This window comes from Streptococcus sp. 2106, from assembly GCF_013277315.1.
GTDB classification, from domain to species: Bacteria; Bacillota; Bacilli; order Lactobacillales; family Streptococcaceae; genus Streptococcus; species Streptococcus pseudopneumoniae.
This window is the reverse complement of sequence record NZ_VMMS01000110.1, coordinates 1-1,369: the sequence shown is the minus strand read 5'-3', so window position 1 is coordinate 1,369 and position 1,369 is coordinate 1. Positions and strand designations below refer to the sequence as shown.

General features: G+C 39.2%; 2 protein-coding genes. One reads left to right on the top strand and one right to left on the bottom strand.

From position 1 onward, the window contains the following. A partial coding sequence (locus HT723_RS10400; protein ID WP_172935156.1) for a tyrosine-type recombinase/integrase occupies window positions 1–357 on the top strand: 357 nt, incomplete at its 5' end. Between the two features lie 183 nt (window positions 358–540). On the opposite strand, the gene sodA is transcribed toward HT723_RS10400, so the two are convergent. Next, on the bottom strand, window positions 541–1,146 hold the full coding sequence (gene sodA, locus HT723_RS10395; RefSeq protein ID WP_172935155.1) for a superoxide dismutase SodA: 606 nt from the start codon (window positions 1,144–1,146) through the stop codon (window positions 541–543). Window positions 1,147–1,369: the final 223 nt, after the last annotated feature.

The following is a 1,369-nucleotide window of genomic DNA, read 5'->3' as shown; positions in this document are numbered from 1 at the left end:
CTCATGCTGCGGCTTTACAAAAATAGACAAGCGCAAGTTGGTAGAGAAATAGGCTTAACTTATGAAAAAGTATTTTCTAATTGCTTCGACGAATATAGAGACGCTAGGACGCTTAGGCATAGACTTGAGAAACATTTAAAACTTTCTGAGTGCCCTCGTTTAACGTTCCACGCTTTCCGCCACACTCACGCTAGTATCTTACTCAATGCTGGACTGCCTTACAAAGAAATACAAACAAGGCTAGGGCATTCTCAAATATCAATAACCATGGATACTTATAGCCACTTGTCCAAAGACAACAAGAAAAACGCTACTTCATTTTATGAAAAAGCCATTGAAAAATTAAAAAGTTCTTAAAAAGTCCACAAAAAGTTTAAAAATCCATTAGCTCAATTGTGAAAAGTAGCTATATCAAAGGCTTTGCACGCCCTATTTGAAATTTAGCACGTTTCTCATAAAAATGAAAAAAGTCTGACGATTTTGTCAGACCAGAATCTTATAACCTAAAAAGAGAAGAACAATTCTTCCCTCCAACTATCATTATTTAGCAGCTGCGTACAATTCATCTACTTTATTCCAGTTGATTACTGAAAAGAAAGCTTTGATGTAGTCAGGACGCACGTTGCGGTATTTCACATAGTAAGCATGTTCCCAAACGTCCAAGCCCAAGATTGGTTTTTTACCTTCTGAGATTGGTGTGTCTTGGTTTGCTGTTGAAGTCACTTCAAGCTTCCCTTCTTTGTTGACAACCAACCATGCCCATCCAGAACCGAAACGAGTTGTTGCTGCTGCAGTGAAGGCTGCTTGGAATTCTTCAAATGAACCAAATGTTGCATCGATATCTGCTGCAAGTTCTGCTGAAGGAGCTGTTTTTTCAGGAGTCATCAATTCCCAGAAAAGAGCGTGGTTCAAGTGTCCGCCACCATTGTTGATAAGTGCTTGACGGATATCAGCTGGGATAGATTCTACATCAGCAAGCAAGGCTTCAAGGTCTTCACCGATTTCAGGGTGTTTTTCTAAAGCTGCATTGGCATTGTTGACATAAGTTTGATGGTGTTTGTCATGGTGCAAATGCATTGTTTCCGCATCGATGTATGGTTCCAAAGCGTCGTATGCATATGGAAGTTCTGGTAAGATAATAGCCATCTGTAATACCTCTTTTTCTTTCTATATGAAAATGATAACGCAAACATTCACTTTTTTCAAGTTTTTTGCTTATAGATAAGGAAATCACTGACATACTTTCTAATAATACTCTTCGAAAATCTCTTCAAACCGCGTCAACGTCGCCTTGCCGTAGGTATATGTTACTGACTTCGTCAGTCTTATCCGGCAACCTCAAAACGGTGTTTTGAGCTGACTTCGTCAG